At 63.7% G+C, this 15,149-nt stretch carries 15 protein-coding genes; 7 read left to right on the forward strand and 8 right to left on the reverse strand.

Annotated elements, in window-relative coordinates:
- Positions 1–43: 43 nt before the first annotated feature.
- The 3 genes from V6M87_RS04155 to V6M87_RS04165 all read left to right on the forward strand — a co-directional run bounded on the left by V6M87_RS04155 (position 44) and on the right by V6M87_RS04165 (position 2,278).
- Entirely contained in the window at positions 44–988 is a 945-nt protein-coding gene (locus V6M87_RS04155) for a hydrogen peroxide-inducible genes activator (RefSeq protein WP_332848476.1), read from the forward strand.
- A gap of 38 nt (positions 989–1,026) precedes the next feature.
- Complete coding sequence (gene ubiA / locus V6M87_RS04160) at positions 1,027–1,881, forward strand: 4-hydroxybenzoate octaprenyltransferase (RefSeq protein WP_332848477.1); 855 nt, start codon at positions 1,027–1,029, stop codon at positions 1,879–1,881.
- Between the two features lie 79 nt (positions 1,882–1,960).
- Complete coding sequence (locus tag V6M87_RS04165) at positions 1,961–2,278, forward strand: DUF883 family protein (RefSeq protein ID WP_332848478.1); 318 nt, start codon at positions 1,961–1,963, stop codon at positions 2,276–2,278.
- Here V6M87_RS04165 and proC read toward each other — a convergent pair.
- Both proC and V6M87_RS04175 read right to left on the reverse strand, forming a co-directional pair.
- Positions 2,275–3,093: a pyrroline-5-carboxylate reductase gene (gene proC / locus V6M87_RS04170; RefSeq protein WP_332848479.1), complete on the reverse strand. Its 819-nt coding sequence runs from the start codon at positions 3,091–3,093 to the stop codon at positions 2,275–2,277. The genes V6M87_RS04165 and proC overlap by 4 nt on opposite strands.
- Positions 3,090–3,800 (reverse strand): YggS family pyridoxal phosphate-dependent enzyme, encoded by a 711-nt coding sequence (locus V6M87_RS04175; protein WP_332848480.1) that lies wholly within the window; start codon positions 3,798–3,800, stop codon positions 3,090–3,092. Before V6M87_RS04175 ends, proC begins: the two co-directional genes overlap by 4 nt.
- 75 nt (positions 3,801–3,875) lie before the next feature.
- Between V6M87_RS04175 and V6M87_RS04180 the strand changes: the two genes are divergently transcribed.
- A complete protein-coding gene (locus tag V6M87_RS04180) occupies positions 3,876–4,919 on the forward strand; it encodes a type IV pilus twitching motility protein PilT (RefSeq protein ID WP_332848481.1) in 1,044 nt (347 codons plus the stop codon).
- 9 nt (positions 4,920–4,928) lie between these two features.
- Positions 4,929–6,065, forward strand: a complete 1,137-nt coding sequence (locus V6M87_RS04185; RefSeq protein WP_332848482.1) for a PilT/PilU family type 4a pilus ATPase — start codon at positions 4,929–4,931, stop codon at positions 6,063–6,065.
- Between the two features lie 79 nt (positions 6,066–6,144).
- On the opposite strand, the gene V6M87_RS04190 is transcribed toward V6M87_RS04185, so the two are convergent.
- Entirely contained in the window at positions 6,145–7,101 is a 957-nt protein-coding gene (locus V6M87_RS04190) for a fasciclin domain-containing protein (protein WP_332848483.1), read from the reverse strand.
- Positions 7,102–7,582: 481 nt separating this feature from the next.
- Between V6M87_RS04190 and V6M87_RS04195 the strand changes: the two genes are divergently transcribed.
- Positions 7,583–8,071 (forward strand): glutathione peroxidase, encoded by a 489-nt coding sequence (locus tag V6M87_RS04195; protein WP_332848484.1) that lies wholly within the window; start codon positions 7,583–7,585, stop codon positions 8,069–8,071.
- On the opposite strand, the gene V6M87_RS04200 is transcribed toward V6M87_RS04195, so the two are convergent.
- From V6M87_RS04200 to V6M87_RS04220, 5 genes are all read right to left on the reverse strand, one after another.
- Positions 8,072–10,072, reverse strand: coding sequence for a hybrid sensor histidine kinase/response regulator (locus tag V6M87_RS04200; protein ID WP_332848485.1), 2,001 nt, complete (start codon positions 10,070–10,072; stop codon positions 8,072–8,074).
- Between the two features lie 228 nt (positions 10,073–10,300).
- The gene (locus tag V6M87_RS04205; RefSeq protein WP_332848486.1) at positions 10,301–10,615 is read right to left on the reverse strand and encodes a hypothetical protein; all 315 of its coding nucleotides are present in this window, start codon (positions 10,613–10,615) and stop codon (positions 10,301–10,303) included.
- 54 nt (positions 10,616–10,669) lie between these two features.
- Positions 10,670–11,893, reverse strand: coding sequence for a glycolate oxidase subunit GlcF (gene glcF / locus V6M87_RS04210; protein WP_332848487.1), 1,224 nt, complete (start codon positions 11,891–11,893; stop codon positions 10,670–10,672).
- Complete coding sequence (gene glcE, locus V6M87_RS04215; protein ID WP_332848488.1) at positions 11,874–12,941, reverse strand: glycolate oxidase subunit GlcE; 1,068 nt, start codon at positions 12,939–12,941, stop codon at positions 11,874–11,876. Before glcE ends, glcF begins: the two co-directional genes overlap by 20 nt.
- A 27-nt stretch (positions 12,942–12,968) precedes the next feature.
- Positions 12,969–14,450: an FAD-linked oxidase C-terminal domain-containing protein gene (locus V6M87_RS04220; RefSeq protein WP_332848489.1), complete on the reverse strand. Its 1,482-nt coding sequence runs from the start codon at positions 14,448–14,450 to the stop codon at positions 12,969–12,971.
- Between the two features lie 90 nt (positions 14,451–14,540).
- On the opposite strand from V6M87_RS04220, the gene V6M87_RS04225 reads away from it, so the two are divergent.
- Positions 14,541–15,092 carry a cob(I)yrinic acid a,c-diamide adenosyltransferase gene (locus V6M87_RS04225; protein ID WP_332848490.1) on the forward strand — a complete coding sequence of 184 codons (552 nt, stop codon included), beginning with the start codon at positions 14,541–14,543 and terminating at the stop codon, positions 15,090–15,092.
- Positions 15,093–15,149 lie beyond the last annotated feature (57 nt).

Raw genomic sequence — 15,149 nt, forward strand, 5'->3', positions numbered from 1 at the left:
GGCATACATTGCTTTGCTGCAATTCTAACGGTCCACCACGACAATGACACTCACTGAGTTGAAATACATCGTCGCCGTTGCGCGCGCCAGACATTTCGGACACGCTGCCGAATCCTGTTTCGTTGCCCAGCCTACGCTCTCGGTTGCCATCAAGAAGCTCGAAGACGAGCTGGGGGTGGTGCTGTTCGAGCGCGGCGGTTCGGAAGTCTCGGTCACGCCGCTGGGCGCCCAGATCGTCGCCCAGGCCGAACGCGTGCTGGAGCAGACCGCCGCCATCAAGGAACTGGCCAAGCAGAACAAGGATCCGCTGGCCGGCGCGCTGCGCCTGGGCGTGATCTACACCATCGGCCCTTACCTGTTGCCGCCGCTGGTCAAAAACCTGATCGACAACGTGCCGCAAATGCCGCTGGTACTGCAGGAAAACTTTACGGTACGCCTGCTGGAATTGCTGCGCCAGGGTGAGCTCGACGCCGCCATCATGGCGCTGCCGCTGCCGGACCACGGCATGTCAATGCAGACACTGTACGACGAACCGTTCGTGGTGGCGATGCCAAAAAGCCATCCGTGGGCCAAGCGCACCGAGATCTCGGCGGCGGACCTGAAAACCGAAACCATGCTACTGCTGGGCAATGGACACTGTTTCCGCGACCAGGTGCTGGAAGTGTGCCCGGAAATGGCGCGCTTTTCCTCCCCGGGCAATGGCATGCAGCGCACCTTCGAAGGGTCGTCGCTGGAAACGATCCGGCACATGGTGGCCAGCGGCATCGGCCTGACCGTGTTGCCGCGCGCATCGGTGCCGGACATGCATGAGCCGAATGGCATGCTGGCCTTCGTGCCGTTCATGGCGCCGGTGCCGGACCGGCGCGTCGTCATCGTCTGGCGCAAGAGTTTTACGCGGCGCGCGGCCATCGACGCGGTATGCGCGGCGGTGGCGGCGTGCGCTTTGCCGGGGGTGCACATGCTGCCACTGGAGGATCTGGCGGCGTAGGAGGTAAAATCCCGCCACCTGCACTCACGAACCACACCATGACCAAGCTGGCGCTCTACTTCCGCCTGATTCGCGCCGACAAGCCGATCGGCATTCTGCTGCTGTTGTGGCCCACCCTCTGGGCCCTGTGGATGGCCACCGGCGGCAAGCCCGATCCGTTCATATTGACCATCTTCGTCATCGGCACCGCCCTGATGCGATCAAGCGGCTGCGCCATCAACGACTACGCCGACCGCGACTTCGACAAGCACGTCAAGCGCACCGCCGAACGTCCCCTCACCAGCGGGCGCATCAAAAGCTGGGAAGCGCTGATGGTGGCCGGCGTGCTGGCCGCCTGCGCCTTCCTGCTGGTCATTCCCCTCAACGCGCTGACCAAACAATTGTCGGTGCTGGCCCTGATCATCGCTGCCAGCTATCCCTACTTTAAGCGCTTCTTCGCAATTCCCCAGGCCTATCTCGGTATCGCCTTCGGCTTCGGCATCCCGATGGCGTTTGCCGCCGTGACCGGCGCAGTGCCGGCGGTGGCGTGGTGGCTGCTGGTGGCGAACGTGTTCTGGGCCGTGGCCTACGACACGGAATATGCCATGGTCGACCGCGACGACGACATCAAGCTCGGCATGCGCACCTCGGCCATCACCTTCGGCCGCTTCGACGTGGCCGCCGTGATGCTGTGCTACGGAGCGGCGCTGGCGATCGACCTGGTGTGCGGCTGGACGCTGGGACTGCGCTGGTATTTTGTCGGCGGCATCGCGCTGGCGGCCGGCATCGCCCTGTATCACTACACCCTGATCCGCGCGCGCGATCGCATGCAATGCTTCGCCGCCTTCCGCCACAACAACTGGCTGGGGGCCGCGATTTTCATTGGTGTCGCACTAGACTATGCAATAGGATAATATTGCCGCAATTGCACGCGCCGGTTCACAAACTCAGCCCGGCGCGGCTTACCCAGAAACATAAAGAAAGGCTCTTACCATGATGGAAAAAATCCCGACCCAGTCCAGTGCCCGCGACCAGTTGATGCGCGATTTGAAAAACGTGGTGTCGGACGCGGAAACGTGGCTGCGCGGTAGCAACCTGACTGGCGACGATTTGAAAGCGGCCAAGGCCAAATTCGAGCGCACCCTGGTCAACGCCAAGGACGGCATCGTCCGCATGGAAGAAGCCGTGGTCGAAAAGACCAAGGCAACGGCGAAGGCGACCGACGTCTACGTCCAGGAAAATCCGTGGAAAGCCATCGGTATCAGCGCCGCCATCGGTGTGCTGGTCGGCGCGCTGATCTCCCGCCGTTAATTCGCGCCCAGTTCGACCCCAAGTTCGCGGCCCCTTGCGGCCGCGGCCTTCACCGCAGCAACGATGGCTTCCTTGACACCGGCGTCCTGCATGCTGGTCAACGCCGCGTACGTGGTCCCGCCTTTTGACGTCACCCGCTCGCGCAATACCGCCACCGGCTCGTTCGACTGCGCCGCCAGTTGCGCCGCACCGGTGAACGTGGCAATCGCCAGTTCCCGTCCCTGCTCGCTCGACAAGCCCAGTTCTTCGGCGGCCTGCTGCATCGCCTCGATAAAATAAAACACGTACGCCGGGCCGCTGCCCGACACCGCCGTCACCGGATCGATCAGCACTTCATCGTTTAGCCAGACCGTCTTGCCGACCGTCGCCAGCAGCGTATTGGCGGCCGCCTTCTGCGCCGGCGTCACGCCCTGCATGGCCACCATGCCGGTGATGCCCTGCCCGATCAACGCGGGTGTATTTGGCATGCAGCGTACGATGCCCTGGTAGCCACCAAGCCAGCGCGACAGGACTTCGCCACGGATACCGGCGGCAATCGAGACGATCAGCGGGGCGCCGCGCACCAGCAGGGGCGCGATGGCGTCCGCCACATCGCGCATCTGCTGCGGCTTGACCGCCAGCACCAGCACATCGGCAATGACGACCGCGGCGTCGATAAGCGCCGACGTGGTCACGCCGTACTCGCCGTGCAGGCGCGCCAGCGCGTCGGCGCTGGAGTCGACCACGTGGATATCGGCCCCGGCGACCAGTTTGCCGGCCAGGCCGGAAATGAGTGCCGTCGCCATATTCCCGCCGCCAATGAATGCAATCTTCATGCTGTTTCCTTGTAAGTGCGTTTGCCGAAAATGGCGCTACCGATGCGGACAATGGTGGCGCCTTCGGCCACCGCGGTGGCCAGGTCGCCGGACATGCCCATCGACAGCGTGTCGAGCGGCAGGCCATCGCGCTGTAGTTGTTCGTACAAGAGACGCAGCTGGGCAAAGGGCAGGTGTTGTTTCGCCGCGTCAGTTTCGGCTTCCGGTATGGCCATCAAACCGCGCAGGCGCAGGTTCGGCAGTGTCGCCACCTGGCGCGCAAGTTCGGGCAAGTCCGCTGGCGCCACGCCGCTTTTGCTGGCTTCGCCACTGATATTGACTTGCAAACATACATTCAATGGCGACAACCCGGCCGGTCGCTGCTCGGACAGGCGCTGGGCAATCTTCAGGCGGTCGACCGCATGCACCCAATCGAAGTTTTCCGCAATGGGACGCGTCTTGTTGCTCTGGATGGGACCGATAAAATGCCATTCGAGATGGGCATCGGGTGCGGCGGCGGCAACCGCGGCGATCTTGTCGACGCCTTCCTGCAAATAATTTTCGCCGAAGGCACGTTGCCCCGTTTGCATCGCGTCGAGCACGGCTTGAAACGGAAAGGTTTTCGAAACTGCAAGCAATTGAACGCTCGAAACGGGCCTGCCGGCGGCCTGCGCGGCGGCGGCGATTGCCTGTTCGACAGCTTGCATGTTGGCGCTGATTATGGACATAATGATTTACGTAGGGCAATACCCGAAGGGCGCCCATTCAACGCGGTTGAGTTTTAATGGATCACTGGATTATAAATGGACATCTCCGAACTGCTCGCCTTCTCTGTAAAGAATAAGGCGTCCGACTTGCACCTGTCATCGGGCCTGCCGCCAATGATCCGCGTTCATGGCGACGTGCGCCGCATTAACTTGCCGCCGCTCGAGCACAAGGATGTGCACGGGATGATCTATGACATCATGAACGACGGCCAGCGCAAGCAGTACGAAGAAATGCTCGAGTGCGATTTCTCGTTTGCCATTCCGGGCCTGGCGCGCTTCCGCGTCAACGCCTTCAACCAGGAACGCGGCGCCGCCGCCGTGATGCGGACCATTCCGTCGAAAATCCTGAGTCTGGAAGAACTGAATGCCCCGAAGATTTTCCAGGAACTGGCGATGCGTCCGCGCGGCCTGGTGCTGGTGACGGGCCCGACCGGTTCCGGCAAATCGACCACGCTCGCCGCGATGGTGAACCACCTCAATGAAAACGAATACGGCCACATCCTGACGATCGAAGACCCGATCGAATTCGTGCACGACTCGAAGAAATGCCTGATCAACCAGCGCGAAGTAGGTCCCCACACGCTGTCGTTCAGCAACGCGTTGCGCTCGGCGCTGCGCGAAGACCCGGACTGTATTCTGGTGGGCGAATTGCGCGACCTGGAAACCATCCGCCTGGCCCTGTCGGCTGCCGAAACGGGCCACCTGGTGTTTGGCACGCTGCACACCTCGTCGGCCGCAAAAACCATCGACCGGATCATCGATGTGTTCCCTGGTGACGAAAAAGAAATGGTGCGCGCGATGTTGTCCGAGTCGCTGCAAGCGGTCATTTCGCAGACCCTGCTCAAAACCAAGGACGGCAGCGGGCGCGTGGCGGCCCACGAAATCATGATCGGCACGCCGGCCATCCGCAACCTGATTCGGGAAGCGAAGATTGCGCAGATGTACTCGGCCATCCAGACCGGCAGCAATGTCGGCATGCAGACGCTCGACCAGAACCTGACCGACCTGGTACGCCGCAACGTCATCTCGAACGGCGCGGCCCGTTCGGCGGCGAAGACGCCAGACAATTTCCCAGGTTAAGGACGAATTATGGAACGCGACCAGGCATCAAAATTCATGTTCGACCTGCTGCGCCTGATGGTGAGCAAGGGCGGCTCCGATCTCTTTATTACAGCAGGCTTCCCTCCCGCAATCAAAATCGACGGCAAGATGACCCCCGTGTCGAGCCAGCCACTGACGGCCTCGCACACGGCGGACCTGGCGCGCGCCATCATGAACGACAAGCAGACTGCCGGCTTCGAGCTCAGTAAAGAAGCCAACTTCGCCATCAGCCCGGGCGACCTGGGACGTTTTCGCGTCTCGGCCTTCGTGCAGATGAGCTGCGTGGGCATGGTGCTGCGCGTGATTACCACCACCATTCCGAAACTGGCCGACCTGGACTTGCCGGACATTCTGTCGGACATCATCATGACCAAGCGCGGTCTGGTGATCATGGTAGGCGCCACCGGTTCCGGCAAATCGACGACGATGGCGGCCATGGTGGGCTACCGCAACGAGAACAGTTACGGCCACATCATCACCATCGAAGACCCGGTCGAATACGTTCACCCGCACAAAAATTGCGTGATCACGCAGCGTGAAGTGGGCGTGGACACCGACAGCTTTGCCGCGGCGCTGAAAAACTCGCTGCGCCAGGCGCCGGACGTGATTCAGATCGGCGAGATCCGCGACCGCGAAACGATGGAACACGCGATCGCGTTCGCCGAAACCGGCCACCTGTGCCTGGCCACGCTGCACGCCAACAGCTCCAACCAGGCGCTCGACCGCATCATCAACTTCTTCCCGGAAGAGCGGCGCCAGCAATTGCTGATGGACTTGTCACTGAACCTGAAAGGGCTGATTTCGCAGCGCCTGATTCCACGCAAGGAATCGAAGGGACGCGTGGTGGCCATCGAGATCATGCTGAACTCGCCCCTCATTTCCGACCTGATCTTCAAGGGCGACGTCCATGAGATCAAGGAAATCATGAAGAAGTCGCGCGAACTGGGCATGCAGACCTTCGACCAGGCCCTGTTCGACCTGCACGAACTGGACAAGATCACCTACGAAGATGCGCTGCGCAATGCCGACTCGGTCAACGATTTGCGGCTGGCCATCAAGCTGCGCGGCAAGGATGCCAAGAGCCGCGATTTGTCGGCCGGGACAGAGCACCTGGGGCTGGTGTAGCGATCACGTAGCCGGCATGTGCCGCGTTGCGGGACATCTGGCTGATCGGGCGAATGCCGTCCGATCAGCCAGACCGCCCCTAGCGCGGAATCAGGACCTTGCCAATCACATGAATCACGCCATTGACTGCCCGTACATCCGTTGCCAGGATGCTGGCCGCGCTGGTGGTGGTATCGGTGATGGTGAGATTGCTGTTGATGGTGATCGTCTGCGCCGCGACGGTGGCGCCGTCCAGCGTTTTGGTGTCGAGCGTGGCAATGGGGGTACCGAATGGGATCGCGCTCGACAGCACCTGACCCGACAGGACATGATAGGTCAGCACCGAAGTGAGCTGCGCTGTCGTCAAACCTTGCGGCGCAGCGGCGAACGCCGTGTTGACTGGCGCAAACACCGTGAATGGGCCGGCGCCGCTGAGGGTGGGCGCCAGACCAGTGGCAACGACAGCGCCAACAAGCGAACTGAAGGTTGCCGGATTGGCCTGCGCCATCTGGACGACATTGAGCACACCTGGCGGCACCAGCACTTTGTCCACGGCGTGGATGACGCCATTATCGGCCCGCACATCTGCCGTTGTCACGGTTGCATCGGCCAACACGGCATCGGTGACGGCAATACCGGTGCCGGTTTTCAGCCGCACGGTGGCCGGCGCGCCCTCGAAGCGATAGCTCGTCTGCAGCGATGCACCCGCCGCCCGGAGGTCCGCGGCAGATTTGGTTCCGCTGACAACGTGGTACTGCAATATTTTGCTCAGGTCTGAAGCCGGCAACGCGGTGACCAGCTCGCCGGCATTGGCAAAGCCCAGTTGCTTCGCCAGCGTGTCGAAGGCAGCATTGGTTGGCGCGAACACCGTCACATTGGCATTCTCCGCCTGCAGGGTTGCAGTAATACCCGCCTTGTCGGATGCCGCCAGCAGCGCCGTAAAGCCGCGTTGCTGCGCAACGGTCGCCAGATTACCGAAATCATCATCGCCACCGCCACAGCTGCTCGACAGGCCAGCCACGAACAAGATCGCGAACACGTGCCTCAAGAATTTCATGATGCAGTCTCCTTCAATGTGTGAATTTGTTCGACTACGAGCCGCTCCTTGAAGTTCAGTTCCGATTGGTCGCCAGGCGGGGCGCACTGACGCTTGTCAAGATGTGTCACTGTCAGCCACGCTTGCGTATTTGCCGCGCCGGCAAGCCAGCACCGCGGTCGCGCTTCGCGGTCACCTCACCCCCGACGTCGTCGCGGCGAAGGCTGGGAACCATGCAGAGCCGGCACACGCCCAGCTTGATTCGTCACGTGAGCAGGCCAAGGCCATCAATACGCGTCGTGTTTCAATCGACGACGCGATGCCTGAATCTCAGTATGGGTCCCGACTTTCGTCGGGATGACGTTCATGCGCCGACCATGAAAGCTGGCCTCGCCGGAAACGAAACACGTCCCCTGCAGCGTTGCCAGAATAACCCACAGTCGGTTAAGCTGATCTTCCGAGCCGCGCGATCGATTGCCGGCCAACGCACTGCAAGGTACGCATGACCCAGAACGTGTTCGACTTCACCGCCAATGGCCTCGACGGCCAGCCCATCGAACTGTCGCGCTACCGAGGGCACGTCTTACTGATCGTGAACACCGCCAGCGCCTGCGGGTTCACGCCGCAGTACCAGGGCCTCGAACAGCTCTACAAGGAAGACGCGGGCAGGGGCCTGGTGGTGCTGGGTTTTCCATGCAACCAGTTCGGCAAGCAGGAACCGGGCGACGCGAGTGCGATCGGCGCCTTCTGCGAAAAGAACTACGGCGTGACGTTTCCGCTGTTTGAAAAAATCGATGTGAATGGCAGCGACGCGCACCCGCTGTTCAAGCACATCGAACACGCCGCGCCGGGCGTGCTGGGCACGGAATTCATCAAATGGAATTTCACCAAATTCCTGATCCGCAAGGATGGCACGGTGTTCAAGCGCTACGCGCCCACCACCAAACCGGAAGACATGCGCGCCGATATCAGCGCGTTGCTGGCCGAATAATCAGGACGGTTCCAGCATCTGCTGCACCCGCTCGAACATCGCATCGATCGAAAACGGCTTCGCAATCAGCGCCATGCCCGGTTCCAGGAAGCCGCCGGTGGTGGCCGCCAGTTCGGCATAGCCGGTCATGAACAACACCGGCAGATGCGGTAGGGTCAGGCGCGCGGCGTCGGCCACCTGGCGCCCGTTCAGGCCGGGCAGGCCGACGTCGGTGACCAGCAAGTCGATCTGCGCGCCGCCGTCAAAGTGCGCTTGCGCTTCGATGCCATTGACCGCCACCAGCACCCGGTAGCCAGCCTCGCCGAACAAATCGCGCAGCATCTCCAGCACGGCCGGCTCGTCTTCCACCACCAGGATGGTCGCGCCGGCGCCATCGCGCGCTTGCACCACCGGCTGCGGCGGCGCGCCCGGCACGCCCGTGTCCACGCTGGCGGGCAGGTAGATGCTGACCGTGGTGCCCTGGTCAAGCACGCTGTCGATGCTGGCGAAGCCGCCCGACTGACCGGCGAAGCCATATACCATCGACAAGCCGAGCCCGGTGCCCTGTCCCAAGGGCTTGGTCGTGAAGAAGGGATCGAAGGCCTTGCCGGCCACGCCGGGCGCCATGCCCATGCCGGTGTCGCACACCGACAGGCGCACGAACCAGCCCGGCGCCACGGCGCGGCGGCTGGCATCAAGCTGGCCGATCTCGACGCAGTCGCTGCGCAAGGTCAGCGTGCCGCCTGCGGGCATGGCATCGCGCGCATTGATGGCCAGGTTCAGCAGTGCGCTTTCGAGCTGGTTGGCGTCGCAATGGGTATGGCATGGCGTGTCACGCAGCGCCAGGTGCAGCGTGATGGTTTCGCCGGTGGTGCGCTGCAGCAGTTCGACCAGCGACAGCACCAGGGCATTGGTGTCGAGCAGTTGCGGATCGAGCGGCTGGCGCCGCGAAAACGCCAGCAGGCGGTGTGTCAGGGTCGCGGCACGCCGGGTCGAGCCAAGCGCCATCTCGATATACCGGGCCACATGCGCGTCGAGGCCCTTGCCCAAGCGCGCGCGCAATAATTCGAGCGGGCCCATCACGCCTTGCAGCATATTGTTGAAGTCGTGCGCGATGCCGCCGGTTAGCTGGCCCACCGCTTCCATTTTCTGGGCCTGACGCAGTTGCTGCTCCAGCACGCGCTGGCGCGTCATGTCCACGCCAACCCCGGTGCGGCGCACCGGCACACCCTGTTGGTCAAAATAAGTGTGGCCGCGCGAGAGCACGGTGCGGACCGAGCCGTCCGGATGGCAGATGCGGTATTCCAGCTCCAGGTCGCCCGGTTGCAGCAGGCCGCCCGCCATGGTGGCGCGCAACTGCGCCAGGTCGTCCGGGTGCACATTGGCCAGGAAACCGCTGCGCAGGATGCCGGCCGCGCCCTCCTGCGGGTCGATGCCGTACAGCTCGGAAACGCCGGCGTCGCAAAAGAAGCGGTCGCTGGCGGCGTCGTAAGTCCAGACGCCGACGCCCGAGACCGCCGACAGCGCCAGCCGTGCGAAATCGACCGAGTCGCGCAGCGCCGTTTCGCGCGCGCGTTCGTCGGTAATGTCGCGCCCGACGCAATAGATGAAGCCGTTCGACGGCACCGCGCTCCAGCTGATCAGCCGGTACTGCCCGGCGCTGGTGCGGAAGCGGTCTTCGAAACCTTCACTGGTTGCGCCTTGCGCCACGCGCTGCACTTCCAACTGTTTGCGTTCGGCATTGTCGTCCGGATGCGCCAGCCAGTCCGACGTGCGTCCCACGATCCGCTGCGCCGGCCAGCCCAGCACCGCAGTCCAGGCGGGATTGACTTCCAGCCAGACGCCCTGCGCATCCGTCACGCCCAGCAAATCGTGGCACATCTGCCAGATTGGGGAATGGTTACCAGCCAGGCTGGCTTGCTGCTGCAACGCGAACATCTGCCGCAAGGCGTCGTTCTCGGCTTGCAGGGCAGCTTCGCGCGCGCTGACTGGCGCCGCCGCGGGGGGACGGGTGTGGGGCATGAAAATAAGCCTGAAGGAAATTCAGTGACGGAGGGCATTTTACCCTGTTGCCCAGCTCGCCTATTGAAACCAAAGATTGCAAAATAAAATTGATTCTCAGGTAATGCGAGGAGGATGCGCGCACCGCGTCGGCCGACGCCGGGTTCGACCACCATCTGACCAAGCCGGTGGACACGCGCGCGCTATTTCAACGCTGCTGGCCGCGATCGCGGCCGTCGAAGCAACGGCTTAGCGCGTTTCGACCGTGGACGAGGCGTGGATGGTGCAGCCGCGCAGGACGTTTTCCAGGAAGCGAATGGCATCCATCAGCGAAACGGTGGGCGGCAGCAGGCGCGCCAGCCGGGGGTCCTGGTGCAGGCGGTCGACCCCGAAGGCGATCACGCGCGACACGGCGCGGGCCTCCTGGCCGTCACTGTTATACAGGGCATCGTAGACGCCCGCCGCTTCCCACACCGGCACGCAGCCGGCACTGGCGCTATCCTTGAACACCACCGCCGGGCCGCTGCTGCCGTCTTGCGACACCAGACAAAATACGAGACTCACAACCGTCACCTCCTGTGTTTGCGTGGGCGACGATGCTACCAGATCGGCTTGAATTCAGCTGGCCAGCGCGCGGTCGATCAGTTCGATCCAGTGCGTGACCGGTGTATCGGTGCCCGACTGCAGGTGGCTGACGCAGCCGATATTCGCCGATACGATGGCAGTGGCCCCGGTGGCAGCCAGGCTGGCCAGCTTGGCGTCGCGCAGTTCATGGGCGATTTTCGGGTGCAGCACGGAATAGGTACCGGCCGAGCCGCAGCACAGGTGGCTGTCCTGGCACAGCACCACGTCGACGCCAGCCGCGCGCAGCACGCCTTCGACCTTGCCGCGGATTTGCTGGCCATGCTGCAGCGTACAGGGCGGATGGAAGGCCACGCGCTGCGTGATTTTTCCCCGCAAGAGCCCCGCCAGTTCTGTTTCGAACTGCGGCATCACTTCGGACAGGTCGAGCGTCATGCCGGAAATGCGCGCGGCCATGGCGGCATAGGCGCTGTCATGCGCCAGCAGGTGGCCGTATTCCTTGACCGTCACGCCGCAACCGGACGCGGTCATGAGGATCGCTTCGACCTGTTCAATGTGCGGCCACCAGGCGTCGATATTGCGGCGCATGTCGTCCAGCCCGGCCTCCTGGTCGTTCAGGTGATAGCGCACCGCGCCGCAGCAGCCGGCTTTCGGCGCGCTGATGAGCTGGATGCCGAACGCATCGAGCACGCGCGCAGCAGCCGCGTTGATCGATGGCGCCATGGCCGGCTGGACGCAGCCTTCCAGCAGCAGCATCTTGCGCGCGTGGGCGCGCGTGGGGCGCGCGCCAGCGCGGCGCGGCGCCTGCAATTTGTCCTGCAGATTCTTCGACAGCAGCGGGCGCAGCGCCAGCCCGGCCTTGAACGCGGCGCCGAACAGCGCGCTATTCGGCAGCAGGTGGCGCAAGGTCATGCGGGTGAGCTTCTCGCGGCGACCGCGCGCCACTTGCTGGTCGACCACCTTGCGGCCGATGTCGACCAGGCGGCCGTACTGCACCCCCGACGGGCAGGTGGTTTCGCAATTGCGGCAGGTCAGGCAGCGGTCCAGGTGCAACTGGGTTTTCGCGGTGGGCACTGCCCCTTCCAGCACCTGCTTGATCAGGTAAATGCGCCCGCGCGGGCCATCGAGTTCATCGCCCAGCAGCTGATAGGTCGGGCAGGTGGCAGTACAAAAGCCGCAGTGAACACACGCACGCAGGATCGCTTCGGCCTCGATGCCGTCGCGCGTACCCTGGATGAAATCAGCGAGATTGGTTTGCATGGTCGTAGTCCCTGCCTGGATTGAAGATGTGGGAAGGATCGAACGATGCCTTCAGGCGCTGGTGGATGCGCGCGATCGCCGGGGCCAGTGGCTGGAATACGCCACTGGTCTTGTCGCCGCCGCGAAACAGGGTCGCGTGGCCGCCGGCCGCGCCAACGGTGCGCCGGATCGTGGCCGCATCGACCTCGCTTTTCAGCCAGCGCAGCGCGCCGCCCCATTCGATCAGCTGGGTACCGGGCAGGATCAAGGCACTCGTGGTCGACGGCACCGACAAACGCCACAGCGGCGTTGCGCCGGCAAAAAATGGATGCTGCTGCTCGCGCACGCCGGCCCAGAACGGGGCGCAGTCGGACCACAGCTCGCCGCCGAGGTTGTGCAGCGCCGCCTCGACTGCCGCGCTGGCGCCGGACAGGCGCAGCGCCAGCACGCCGTCGTGCCAGCAGCTGGCGGAGACCGGTAGCGGCATGCCGCCCCACGCGTTCAGCTGGCGCAGCGCGTCGATTTCAGGCATGGCAAAGCGCAGCGTGGCTTCGCGGCGCGGGCGCGGCAGCACTTTGCATGACACCTGCAGCATCAGCCCCAGCGTGCCCATGGAGCCGGCCAGCAGGCGCGAGACGTCATAGCCGGCGACATTTTTCATGACCTGGCCGCCGAAGGTGAGTACCTGGCCGGCGCTATCCATCAGCACCGTGCCCAGCACGAAATCGCGCAGCGCGCCGCTGGTAGCGCGGCGTGGCCCCGACAGGCCGCTGGCAACCGCGCCGCCGAACGTGGCGCCTTCACCGAAGTGCGGCGGCTCGAAGGCCAGCATCTGGTTGCGCTGCGCCAGCGCGGCTTCAATTTCAAGCAGCGGCGTGCCGCAGCGCGCGGTGATCACGAGTTCCGTGGGTTCGTAGTCGATGATGCCGCTGTACGCGCGCGTGTCGAGAATGTCGCCGGTTAAATCCTGGCCATAAAAATCCTTGGTGCCGCCGCCGCGGATGCGCAAGGGCCGCTTCGATGCGGCCGCCTCCAGCACCTGCGCGCGCCATGTTTCGATTACCTGCATGTACTGTCTCCACTGCTGTTTTATTTTTTAGAAGCGCGGCAGGCCCGGGAACGGCAGGACGCCACCCGTCACGCGCATCTTGCCAAATTCGGCGCACCGGTTCAGGGTGGGAATGGCCTTGTCGGGGTTGAGCAGGAAGGGCGCGTCGAACGCGCGTTTCACCGCAAAAAAGGCATCGAGTTCGGCGCGCGAAAACTGCACGCACATCGAGTTGATTTTCTCGATGCCGACGCCGTGCTCGCCGGTGATGGTGCCGCCAACTTCCACGCACAGTGCCAGGATCTCGGCGCCGAAGGCTTCGGCGCGCTCGAATTCGCCGGGCTTGTTGGCGTCGAACAGGATCAGCGGGTGCAGATTGCCGTCGCCGGCGTGGAACACATTCGCGCAGCGCAGGCCGTAGGTGGCCTCCATGCGCTCGATACCGACCAGGACCTGGGCCAGGTTCTTGCGCGGGATGGTGCCATCCATGCAGTAGTAGTCAGGCGAGATGCGCCCCGCCGCCGGGAAAGCGTTCTTGCGGCCGGACCAGAATTTGAGCCGCTCGGCCTCGCTGCTCGAGACGGCGATCGCGCTGGCGCCGGCCTGTTCCAGCACCGCCGTCATGTGGGCGATTTCCTCCTCCACCTCGTGCCGGGTGCCGTCCGCCTCGCACAACAGGATGGCGGCCGCGTCGAGGTCGTAGCCGGCTTTCACGAACGGCTCAACCATGCGTGACGAGGTGCGGTCCATCATCTCCAGGCCGGCCGGGATGATGCCGGCGGCAATCACGCTGGCCACCGCGTTGCCGCCGGTGACGACATCGTCGAACGAGGCCATGATGACGCAGGCTGCGGCTGGTTTCGGCACCAGTTTCACGGTAACTTCGGTGACGATACCGAGCATGCCTTCCGATCCGATGAACACCGCAAGTAAATCGAGACCCGGTGCGTCGAGGGCTTCGCTGCCCAGCTCGATGATGTCGCCATCGATGGTGGCCACGCGCACGCGCAGCACGTTGTGCACCGTCAGGCCGTATTTCAGACAGTGCACGCCGCCGGAATTTTCGGCCACGTTGCCGCCGATGGTGCAGGCGATCTGCGACGAGGGATCCGGGGCGTAGTACAAGCCATGCGGTGCGGCCGCTTCCGAGATGGCCAGGTTGCGCACGCCCGGCTGGACCACGGCGGTGCGCGCGAACGGCTCCATGCGCACGATGCGGTTCATGCGCGCGGTGGACAGCACCACGCCATCGGCGATCGGCAGCGCGCCGCCCGACAGACCGGTGCCGGCGCCGCGCGGCACAATCGGCACCTGCAGCGCGCGGCACACCTCCAGGATTGCCAGCACCTGCTGCTCCGAATCGGGCAAGGTGACGATCATCGGAGGCTGGCGATACGCTGCCAGCCCGTCGCATTCGTAGGGCCGGGTGTCTTCCGGATCGGACAGCACGCAGCGCTCGGGCAGCTGCGCACGCAGTGCGGCGGCCACTTGGGCGCGACGCTCGGCGTTGATGGGCAGGGAGGCAGTCATGCTTTAGATTGTAAGCACTATTGGCCCGATTTGACGTATCCTTCCGCTATCTTTTTCACGAGCGCGGTTCAAGCGCAGACACGGCACATTATGGGCAATCGACTTTCGAAAATCGCGACCCGCACGGGCGACGATGGCAGCACCGGCCTGGGCGACGGCACCCGCACCGCGAAGGACAGCGCGCGCGTGCAGGCGCTGGGCGACGTGGATGAGCTGAACTCCAACCTCGGCCTGCTGCTGTGCGAAGCCATGCCGGAAGACCTGCGCGAAGAACTCGTCACCATCCAGCACGACCTGTTCGACCTGGGCGGCGAATTGTGCATCCCGGGCTACCAGATGATCCAGGATACGCACGTGGCGCGCCTGGACAGCCTGCTGGCCAAGTACAACGCCGACTTGCCGGTACTCAAGGAATTCATCTTGCCGGCCGGTTCGCGCGCGGCATCGCTGGCGCATGTTTGCCGCACCGTGTGCCGGCGCGCCGAGCGCAGCATCGTGGCGCTGGGGCGCACCGAGACGCTCAATGCGCAGCCACGTCAATATGTGAACCGGCTGTCGGATCTGATGTTCGTGCTGGCGCGGGTGTTGAACCGCTTTGGGGGAGGTAGCGATGTGCTGTGGGAGCACGCGCGCAAGCGTTAACCCCCGCGAAGGCGGGGGTGAATAGCACGCTTCAATAGCAATAACACGCGTCGAAGG

It is taken from the genome of Massilia sp. S19_KUP03_FR1 (assembly GCF_036688685.1).
GTDB lineage: Bacteria > Pseudomonadota > Gammaproteobacteria > Burkholderiales > Burkholderiaceae_D > JALYUM01.

What these genes read in the sequence shown, in the direction of transcription:
- V6M87_RS04155 (WP_332848476.1), top strand. Translation starts at nt 44, where the DNA reads ATGACACTCACTGAGTTGAAATACATCGTCGCCGTTGCGCGCGCCAGA.
- ubiA (WP_332848477.1), top strand. Translation starts at nt 1,027, where the DNA reads ATGACCAAGCTGGCGCTCTACTTCCGCCTGATTCGCGCCGACAAGCCG.
- V6M87_RS04165 (WP_332848478.1), top strand. Translation starts at nt 1,961, where the DNA reads ATGATGGAAAAAATCCCGACCCAGTCCAGTGCCCGCGACCAGTTGATG.
- proC (WP_332848479.1), bottom strand. Translation starts at nt 3,093, where the DNA reads ATGAAGATTGCATTCATTGGCGGCGGGAATATGGCGACGGCACTCATT.
- V6M87_RS04175 (WP_332848480.1), bottom strand. Translation starts at nt 3,800, where the DNA reads ATGTCCATAATCAGCGCCAACATGCAAGCTGTCGAACAGGCAATCGCC.
- V6M87_RS04180 (WP_332848481.1), top strand. Translation starts at nt 3,876, where the DNA reads ATGGACATCTCCGAACTGCTCGCCTTCTCTGTAAAGAATAAGGCGTCC.
- V6M87_RS04185 (WP_332848482.1), top strand. Translation starts at nt 4,929, where the DNA reads ATGGAACGCGACCAGGCATCAAAATTCATGTTCGACCTGCTGCGCCTG.
- V6M87_RS04190 (WP_332848483.1), bottom strand. Translation starts at nt 7,101, where the DNA reads ATGAAATTCTTGAGGCACGTGTTCGCGATCTTGTTCGTGGCTGGCCTG.
- V6M87_RS04195 (WP_332848484.1), top strand. Translation starts at nt 7,583, where the DNA reads ATGACCCAGAACGTGTTCGACTTCACCGCCAATGGCCTCGACGGCCAG.
- V6M87_RS04200 (WP_332848485.1), bottom strand. Translation starts at nt 10,072, where the DNA reads ATGCCCCACACCCGTCCCCCCGCGGCGGCGCCAGTCAGCGCGCGCGAA.
- glcF (WP_332848487.1), bottom strand. Translation starts at nt 11,893, where the DNA reads ATGCAAACCAATCTCGCTGATTTCATCCAGGGTACGCGCGACGGCATC.
- glcE (WP_332848488.1), bottom strand. Translation starts at nt 12,941, where the DNA reads ATGCAGGTAATCGAAACATGGCGCGCGCAGGTGCTGGAGGCGGCCGCA.
- V6M87_RS04220 (WP_332848489.1), bottom strand. Translation starts at nt 14,450, where the DNA reads ATGACTGCCTCCCTGCCCATCAACGCCGAGCGTCGCGCCCAAGTGGCC.
- V6M87_RS04225 (WP_332848490.1), top strand. Translation starts at nt 14,541, where the DNA reads ATGGGCAATCGACTTTCGAAAATCGCGACCCGCACGGGCGACGATGGC.